At 42.4% G+C, this 9,339-nt stretch carries 5 protein-coding genes; 4 read left to right on the top strand and 1 reads right to left on the bottom strand.

The genetic code is table 11. The annotated features are described in order from the left end of the window. Nucleotides 1-187: 187 nt before the first annotated feature. Nucleotides 188-751: an alkyl hydroperoxide reductase subunit C gene (gene ahpC, locus FTT83_RS00960; protein ID WP_166168833.1), complete on the bottom strand. Its 564-nt coding sequence runs from the start codon at nucleotides 749-751 to the stop codon at nucleotides 188-190. 550 nt (nucleotides 752-1,301) lie between these two features. On the opposite strand from ahpC, the gene hrpA reads away from it, so the two are divergent. From hrpA to FTT83_RS00940, 4 genes are all read left to right on the top strand, one after another. Beyond that, complete coding sequence (hrpA, locus tag FTT83_RS00955; RefSeq protein ID WP_218951817.1) at nucleotides 1,302-5,189, top strand: ATP-dependent RNA helicase HrpA; 3,888 nt, start codon at nucleotides 1,302-1,304, stop codon at nucleotides 5,187-5,189. 28 nt (nucleotides 5,190-5,217) lie between these two features. Then, the gene (locus tag FTT83_RS00950) at nucleotides 5,218-6,327 is read left to right on the top strand and encodes a beta-ketoacyl-ACP synthase III (protein ID WP_086195508.1); all 1,110 of its coding nucleotides are present in this window, start codon (nucleotides 5,218-5,220) and stop codon (nucleotides 6,325-6,327) included. Nucleotides 6,328-6,338: 11 nt separating this feature from the next. Next, nucleotides 6,339-7,097, top strand: coding sequence for a lysophospholipid acyltransferase family protein (locus FTT83_RS00945; RefSeq protein WP_180176151.1), 759 nt, complete (start codon nucleotides 6,339-6,341; stop codon nucleotides 7,095-7,097). Between the two features lie 181 nt (nucleotides 7,098-7,278). Continuing rightward, on the top strand, nucleotides 7,279-9,285 hold the full coding sequence (locus tag FTT83_RS00940; protein ID WP_180176150.1) for a hypothetical protein: 2,007 nt from the start codon (nucleotides 7,279-7,281) through the stop codon (nucleotides 9,283-9,285). Nucleotides 9,286-9,339: the final 54 nt, after the last annotated feature.

Raw genomic sequence — 9,339 nt, 5'->3', positions numbered from 1 at the left:
ACGGATGAATATATTGCAGAAATCACTCAACGTTTGAATCATCGCCCAAGAAAAAGACTCGGCTTTAAAAGTCCGAGTCAGGTATTATGGCAACAACATGGTGTTGCACTTCAAATGCTAATCTAAGAAATGTATAAAACCACGCAAAAGAGCGTGGTTTTTTACATCAGTTCAATCTAAATAGAGATTAGATTTTACCTACTAGGTCGATTGAAGGAGCTAGAGTAGCGTCGCCTTCTTTCCATTTAGCTGGGCAAACTTCACCTGGGTGAGCATGAACGTATTGAGCTGCTTTAACTTTACGAAGAAGTTCTTGAGCATCACGGCCAACACCACCAGCGTTGATTTCAACGATTTGGATTTTGCCTTCAGGATCGATAACGAAAGTACCACGGTCAGCAAGACCAGCAGCTTCGATTAATACGTCAAAGTTTTTAGCTAGAGTCCAAGTTGGATCACCAACCATTACATATTCAATTTTTTTGATTTCTTCTGAAGAATCATGCCAAGCTTTGTGCGTGAAGTGAGTGTCAGTAGAAACTGAATAGATTTCAACGCCTAATTTTTTGAATTCAGCGTAGTTATCAGCAAGGTCACCTAATTCAGTTGGGCAAACGAAAGTAAAGTCAGCTGGGTAGAAGAATACAACAGACCATTTGCCTTTAAGATCAGCTTCAGTCACTTCAATAAATTGACCGTTTTGGAATGCAGTTGCTTTAAATGGTTTAACTTCAGTATTAATTAAGCTCATCATTGTCTCCATGATTGAGGTTTGTATTTGATTTCCAAAAGGATAGCGAATTTTTTCTTATTGCTGAAACAGTATTTTTACATTATTGAAATCGGAAAAACCGAATTAACTAATATAAAGTCTACAATTCCACCAAATCTGATTCTTTATCTATTTAATCATTTAAAGATGATTATTAAATGACAAATATGCAGTTTTTCAGCTTGTCTAAGAACATGAAGGCTTGAGACTTAAAATTCAAGGGTAAATTTTTTTAAATTAAATTTATTTTTGACGCTCGAATCATTTTTAGGCTGAGTAATGGTGATCAGAAGATGTGTGTGAACATCATTAAAGATGGTGAATAGTGTAACTCTTGTTATACGTGGCGGATTTTAGCGTGGTTGATGATCTATTTCCCATACTTTTGAATATTCTTTACCTCAAACGCCATGAATAAATATTTGCCTGTCTTTCTCTCTGCGGCGTTACAGCGTAAAATATTCAGTTCAATTTTTTGTTTTGGGATAAATTATCTGTGTTAAGTCATTTAAATGTAGATCAATGGGTCATGGCACGTGACCGTCATCGTTTAAATCGACTACGCAAAGGTAAAGATGCCAACGAAAAACACTATCAAGAATTATTAGAAAAATCGAATCATAAAGTGCGTGAGCGCCTGTCCCGTGTTCCGAACATCAAACTCAATCAAGACCTGCCTGTTACCCAATATAAAGACAAGTTGATTGAAGCGATTCAACAACACCAGGTGATTATTGTGGCAGGGGAAACCGGTTCAGGTAAAACCACGCAATTACCACAAATTGCCATGCTGGCCGGTCGTGGGTTGACCGGAATGATTGGTCATACCCAACCGCGTCGACTGGCTGCGCGTAGCGTATCGCAGCGTATTGCCGAAGAAGTGGGGGAGAAGCTGGGTGAATCCATTGGTTTTAAAATTCGTTTTAACGAACAGGGGTCGCAAGACTCGATAGTTCGTTTGATGACGGACGGTATTTTACTGGCTGAACTGGTCAATGACCGTTATTTGACCAAATACGACACCATTATTATTGATGAAGCGCATGAACGTTCATTGAACATCGACTTCATCATGGGCTATTTAAAACAGCTTCTACCACGCCGCAAAGATTTAAAAGTCATCATTACTTCCGCAACTTTAGATGTAAACCGTTTTAGTAACTACTTTAACGGTGCACCTGTTTTTGAAGTGGAAGGGCGCAGTTATCCGGTAGAAGTGCGTTATCGTCCAATTTCAGAAATGAGTATTGGCGGTAGTGATGATGACGAGTTTGATGACTTTGAAGAAAACTTGCCGCGTGCAGTGGTACAAGCGGTAGAAGAATGTTTTGCCGATGCACAGCAAAAAGGCCATCCTGAACATGCCGATATTCTGATTTTTGCCAGTACCGAACAGGAAATTCGTGAATTGCAGGAAACCTTGCAAAAGCATGGTCCACGGCATACTGAAATTTTGCCTTTATATGCGCGTTTAGCCATAGCTGAACAGCAAAAGATTTTCAATCCTGGCGGTGGTGGACGACGCATTATTATTGCCACCAACGTGGCTGAAACAGCTTTAACCGTACCCAACATCCGTTATGTAATCGACAGCGGTTTTGCCCGTATTTCACGCTATAGCTACCGTTCACGGGTGCAGCGTTTACCGATTGAGGCAGTATCACAGGCGGCTGCCAACCAGCGTAAAGGCCGCTGTGGCCGTATTGCGCCTGGTGTTTGTATCCGGCTGTATAGTGAGGAAGATTTCCAAAGCCGTCCTGAATTTACCGAACCAGAGATTAAACGTACCAACCTGGCATCGGTTATTTTACAGATGCAGAGTTTAAATCTGGGTGATCTGGAAAGTTTTGACTTTATTGAGCCACCAGATCATCGCTTGGTTAATGATGGCCGTAAGTTGTTGATTGAGCTTGGGGCACTTTCTGAGAAAAATCCCCCTAAAGTTACAGATGAAAAGCAATCTGTAACTTCTTCCCCCTTTGGAAAAGGGGGAACACAAGGGGGATTAACCAAAATCGGTCAGCAGATGGCAAAAATGCCAATCGACCCGCGTTTAGCGCGAATGATTTTAGGCGGCGCGCATTTTGGTGTGCTCAATGAAGTGCTGATTATTGTCGCAGCTTTGGCTGTACAGGACCCACGAGAGCGTCCTGCCGATAAACAGATGCAAGCTGACCAGAAGCATGCCTTGTTTAAAGAAGGTGACTCTGACTTTTTGTTCTACATCAAGTTATGGGAAACCTTGCAAGCTAACCGTGCCTCGATGAATGAGAACAAGCGTCGTAATTTTGCACGGCAGCATTTTTTAAGCTGGTTACGTTTACGCGAATGGAAGAAAACCCATGAACAGTTGACGGAATTGGCGCAAGGCTTAAAGCTTTCCTTTAATGATAAAAAAGCCAGTTATGAAAACTTGCACCGTGCTTTATTGACCGGTTTGCTTTCGTTTATTGCCAATAAGACCGATGAACGCAATGTGTTTATGGCCGTTCGTCAGCAAAAAGCCCGTATTTTCCCGGCATCGACTTTGCATAAAACCAATACGCCGTGGGTAATGGCCTTTGAGATGGTGGAAACCTCTCAGGTATATTTGCGTACCTTGGCGAAGATCGAACCGGAATGGATTCTGCTGGCTGCACGTGACTTACTGAAACATCATTATTTTGAGCCGCACTGGTCGAAAAAAGCCGGTATCGTCAATGCTTATGACCAGATTTCCCTGTTTGGCCTGATTATTGAACCGAAGCGTTTGATGAACTATGAAAAAGTCGATCAGCCGGCAGCGCATGAAATCTTCCTACGTGATGCCTTAACCACAGGTAATCTCGGCATTATGCCGCCATTTTTGAAGCATAATCTGCTCAAGCTGGAAGAAGTGGAACGGGTAGAAGATAAGCTGCGTCGTCGTGATCTGGTAGTGGATGAAGAAACCATCTATCAGTTTTATGCCGAGAAAGTACCGCCAGAAGTGGCGAGCCGTCGAAGTTTTGAAGACTGGCGTGCGACGGTTGAGCCGCAAAATCCGCGCTATTTATTTGTCGAAGATGATGCGCTGTGGATGAATGATCGTCCGACCACCCAGCAATTTCCGGATTATTTGCATAATGGCGCTTTGCGTCTGGCAACGAGCTACCGTTTTGATCCAAGCCATGATGAAGATGGAGCGACGGTCAAAATCCCGCTACAGGCCTTGCCACAGGTCGATGAAGGTATCTGGTCATGGGGCATACCCGGCTGGCGTGAGGACTTGATTGAAGCCTTATTGAAATCCTTGCCTAAAGACAAGCGCCGCAATCTGGTGCCGATTCCGGATACTGCACGCAAACTGATGAAAATCATTGATGCAGTTCATTTACGTGAGCATATCTTCAAGTTTTTGGCTTTCCAGTTGCGTGGCGAACAAATTAGCGAAAAAGACTTTTCCTTTGAACGGATCGAGCAGTATTTGCTGCCGTTGATTAAAGTGATTGATGAAAAAGGTCGGGTGATTGAAAAAGGTCGTGATCTGCCCGAACTGAAAGCACGTTGCCGTACCGAAACACATAGTCCGGTCAAGCAGCTCAAAGGCGAATTTAAAGTTTTCCCTGAGAATTTTACTTTTGAAGCTTCACAAAAAGTGACTGGTGTTGTGGTAAAGCAATATCAGGCGCTGGTACCGACTAAAGCATTTGCAGAACTAGATGCAAAAGATGAATCTGGTGTGGTGATTCAGACCTTTAATGATCAGGCTGAAGCGATTAAACAGCACCGGGAAGGGGTCATTCGTCTGGTCTATATGCAGCTCGGCGATCTGGTACGTCAGCTGAAAAAACAGATTTCCAAACCGCTGGCTTTGGCTTATTCGCCTCTGGGCGATAAGGCCCAACTGGAGCAGATGTTGGTTTATGCCACCCTTCAGATGGCAATAAATGAGCTTCCTGTCAATACTGAAGAGTTTCAAAACTTGCTTTTAAATGTAAAAAAATCTTTCCTAACGCATGGTCAAGTGGCATTATCTATACTGAGCGATATTTATATTCAATGGCAGGATATTCGTCGAAAATTGTTGGTTTTAGACGATTCTATCTTTGGAAAAAATATTGATGATCTTGAAGATCAGCTTGATTTAATGAGTCTTTCCAACTGTGTGTATGTCAAATCTTTTGATATATGGCAGGAGTTTCCACGCTATTTAAAGGCTTTGGTCTTGCGTTTAGAACGCTTGCCAAATAACCTGCAAAGGGATAATTCTGCCATTGAGCAAGTTGACCCATGGATGGAAAAATTGTTTAAGTTTAAAAATGACGCTCGCCTGAAAGATTTGTACTTTATGGTCGAAGAATTTCGTATTTCCCTGTTTTCACAACCAATGAAAACAAAAATGCCGGTTTCTCCAACCCGCCTGCAAAAAGTATGGAATCAATTGGGCATTAATTAACAGAGCGCAAAATTAACGGGAGTTTTACATGGGCATTCGTATTACCGGTACCGGTCTTTATCATCCAGAAGAATCCATTAGCAATGATGAATTGGTTGCAAGTTTAAATGCTTATGTGGAACAGTTTAACCACGACAACGCGGACAAAATTGCAGCGGGTGAGATTGAAGCGCGTCGCGGTTCAGATGCAGAATTTATTGAAAAAGCATCCGGTGTTAAAAGTCGCTATGTTGCTGAAAAATCAGGTATCCTTGATCCGAAGCGTCTATATCCGCGTTTACGTGAACGTAGCAATGATGAACTTTCCATTCAAGCCGAATGGGGTGTGATTGCTGCTAAACAGGCGATGGAAAATGCCGGGGTTACAGCTGAAGATATCGACGTTGTGATTCTTTCATGTTCAAACATCCAGCGTGCTTATCCGGCTGTTTCAATTGAAATCCAAACCGCTTTGGGCATTCAAGGCTATGCCTATGACATGAACGTTGCCTGTTCTGCTGCAACCTTTGGTTTAAAACAGGCTGCGGATGCAATCAGAAGCGGTGCACGTCGTGTATTATTGGTCAATGTAGAAATTACGTCTGGTCATACTGATTTCCGTTCACGTGACTGCCACTTTATTTTTGGTGATGTAGCGACAGCATCGATTATTGAAGATACGACTACTAAAACTGGTTTTGACATTTTAGATACGCATTTGTTTACGCAATTTTCTAACAATATCCGTAACAACTTCGGTTATTTAAATCGTAGTGAAGATGCAGTTGTAGATGACAAACTGTTCCGTCAGGACGGTCGTAAAGTGTTTAAAGAAGTGTGTCCGCTGGTTGCAAAAATCATTACCAAACAGCTGGAGAAAAATAACATTGCACCAAGCAATGTGAAACGTTTCTGGTTACACCAAGCCAATGCCAGCATGAATGACTTGATCTTGAAATATGTAGTCGGTAAAGATGCTGACCGTGCGCTAGTACCTATTATTCTGGATGAATTTGCCAATACCTCTTCTGCAGGTGTGATCATTGCATTACACCGTACTGCACATGAAGTGAATGATGGTGAATATGGTCTGCTTTGTTCATTCGGTGCGGGTTATTCTGTTGGCTCGGTTCTGGTGCAAAAACACGTTGTAGCATAAGGAATCATCTATTGCAGGTTAAGCATGATGCCAGATGGATTAAATGCCTCAGTGCGTTGTCCAAACTGTATTTCACCCCAACCTTTTTAGGGGCTGAACAGATTGATGCTGCCAAACCTGCAATGTATGTCGGGAATCACACCCTATATGGGATATTTGATTCCCCGATTCTGATTGATTATTTATATAATCATCATCAAGTGGCTGTGGTCAGTGTTGCTGATCATGGCCATTTTTATTTGCCTGGCTGGCGTACCCTGTTTAAGAAATTCGGTGCTGTCGATGGTGAAAAAGCCTATATTCGTGCAGCGATGCAGCAAGGTTATTCGATTCTGGTCTTTCCCGGAGGCGGGCGGGAAGTTTTAAAAAGAAAAGGTGAGGCCTATCAGCTGATCTGGAAACAGCGTTACGGTTTTCTAAAACTCGCGCAAGAATTTAACTATGATATTGTGCCTTTTGCTGCCTTAGGTGGCGATGAAATCTTTGAGCTGGGCTTTGATGCCAATCGGATTATTGAAAGCGCGTGGTTTCAAAAACTGTTAAAGTTGCCGCAACTGGATAAATGGTTGCGCCATGGCGATGTCATTCCATCCTTGCCAAAAAGTATCATTCCGAAGCGTCTGCCTTTTTATTTTCAATTTATGCCGCGACAGAATTTAATGCATATTGAAAATAAGGAACAATTAAAAGATTTTCGCGATCAGATCCAGCAACAAATTTATGCGGGTTTAGAATATTTAAAACAACAGCGCGATGACAAAAAAGCTTGAACAGGCTTGACCTGTATTTTATTTCCACAATGATAAATGGATGAACCAGTCATTAGGCTTTAAGGATTCATCGAGCAGATTTGATTAAATTATGAACTCGGCATACAGTACCTGGATTAGATTACTATATGATTAAAATGATTAAATTCATTTTAGCATGATCATTTAATTTGAGGCGAGTATGGAACAGGATCGTTTAGTACTGCAAGATCAAGGGATTGCGAAACAGTTACTCAGAATTTCTAAAAATCTCAATGAAATTTTTCAAGATCAGCTCAATATTGTTGGTGAGCTGAATGCACAAAATATGTTTCGTATCGATCAGGAACGGCATATTGTACACGTGGCCAATGGGTTGTTTCAGTTGCAATTTCATGCCCCTGAGTCGGCGCAGACCAGTATTTTGCATTTTGATTTCACGTATCTGGGACAAAAAGCTGAATTACTGGAAGAATTCATACTGCATGATCTGTACTTTCTCACCAATGACTTAAAGCCGCAACATTCTCTGTATCTGCGTCAAAAAGCCCAGCAGCTGCGCCAGCTCTTACTCGATCAGGTGTATCTGTGGGTGCATGGTGCCGAGCGGGTGCGGGCTTATTTGAAAAATCTTTCCTTGCTTGAAGCTGAAATTATTGATCAGCTGATGATGAAAGCGAATATCTATTCTAATGCCGTTTTGACAGATTATGTCGTGAATAAAACGGCATTACCTGAAGCGCTGATCCAGATGCTGCAAGAGATCTGTTCAGTACAAAGGGTGTATGGAAATGAATTTTTACCCTTGCAAGCTTTAATGGAAGCGCTGGATGAATTTTGTTTTAGTGCAGCCCAGTGTTTGCCTGCAGCGATGTACCGCATTATGGCGCTTTCATTTGAAGAGCGCTTTAACTTGAATGAGCTAATGGAACATCAGGATGATATCCATTTGCTCTATCGGCATGCTTGCGAGCAACCAGCCTTGCTGGGCTTTGTGCGTTTGATGCGGCGTGAACTCTGGCAGCGTGATAATTTACTCTCCAAACATAATTTTCTGCACAGCTCGACTGGGGTCTGGCAAAAGAAAGTCGCAAAATTGCCCTTATTTGATTATCCGCGAGCGGTAAACTGGCTGTTTAAACAGTCTGCCGAGGTACTGGACTGGCTAAGCCGCAATATTCAGCAGAGCAGTGTACGGGTTGCAGTCACGGCATTCAGTTTTATCGATAGCAGTCAGGTTCATCCTCAAGTTATTTTAGCCACCTTGCAATACTTTCAGCATTGTTCAGCACGCATGTTTATTCATAGCTGTCATTATTTTGCCATGCAGGAAGCCTGGTTTGAGCATGAACATAATCATAGTGTGATGCTTAAAGGGCAGAATCAGGCTTTGGATGACCAGCGTATTGCCATCAGCCCATCCATTTTGTATCTGGATGAATGGATGGAGTTAATGCGCAATGTCACCCAAGGCAATGAGCAAACCGTGAAGAAAATCTATTTGCGTTTAAGCCGAGTGATGCAGGCCTATATGTTGTACTTGCACAAAATTACCAGGGTTTTCGGCGATGATTTAATGGCTTATATTCGACCGGAAACCCATCAGAATCGCGAATTTTATAGCGTGTTGCAGCGCTATAAAATGCAGCTGGATGAGTTTAGGCAGATCTTTTACCTGCGTGGCCGAAATATCCGGGTATCGGTGTTCGACGCCTATGTGCGTGATTATCTGGTTGAGTTTTTTAAGGACAATCAACCTGTAGCGAAAAGTACCAGCTGGATCGGGTTTTATCATCAGGCCACGGACTGGCATAATTACATCCAGAAGCAGGAAATTATCAGCCAGTTAAAGGCAAGTTATGCAGCTTCAGTATGGCAGCCTTTGATGCCGGAAAAAGTCATGCACTTTTCCAGCTGGAGCTTTGAAGAATTGACAGATCTGGACCGGATTATTGAAGAGTCGCAAAGATGTCAAAATTGTCTGGCAGCCAGTTATGCACAGCGGATTATTGAAAGAGAGTATGTGGCTTTTCATATGGTCTCGCAAACCGGCAAGTTGCATATGACTTTAGGCTGTTACCTGCGCGAAGGTAAGTTGATCTATGACCAACTTGAATATCCGCATAATAGAAAAACCGAATATCTTTTTGTCAATATCGCGCTGCAATTTATCTCCTGGTTAAATGGCCAGTTTGCGCCGTTTAAGTGACAGTCGCTGTCGCTAAACTTTTTTCCGGGCTTAACTTTTAGCAAAAAAATCGGT

Origin of the sequence: Acinetobacter sp. YH01018 (genome assembly GCF_013420295.1) — a bacterium.
Classification (GTDB): Bacteria; Pseudomonadota; Gammaproteobacteria; order Pseudomonadales; family Moraxellaceae; genus Acinetobacter.
Note: the sequence above shows the minus strand (reverse complement) of the source record. Positions and strands in the feature narration are given on the sequence as shown.